Source organism: Seonamhaeicola marinus (genome assembly GCF_008085455.1).
In genome coordinates this window covers 1-240 of the sequence record NZ_VSDQ01000680.1, presented here as the reverse complement: position 1 = coordinate 240, position 240 = coordinate 1, and the positions used below count along the sequence as shown (strand labels likewise).

Here is a 240-nt window from a genome sequence, read left to right as displayed (position 1 = left end):
ACCGATTTTTTTTCCAATTAACCCAGACATAATTATTTATTTAATTTATTTACTTGTTTAAAAAAATTCAGGGACAAAATACCTTTCGTCCCTGAAATGTATTTATCCGTTTTTCCCGCGACCGCATCGGTGGGACATGTTTCCTTTCTGCTAAAAGCAGAAATTGCAACTATACTTTAATCTCTACTTCTACACCACTTGGCAACTCAAGCTTCATTAACGCATCAATTGTTTTTGATG

General features: G+C 34.2%; 1 pseudogene. It reads right to left on the bottom strand.

The annotated features are described in order from the left end of the window. Positions 1-169 precede the first annotated feature (169 nt). A pseudogene (locus tag FUA24_RS17095) lies at positions 170-240 on the bottom strand (30S ribosomal protein S10); the annotation flags it as partial.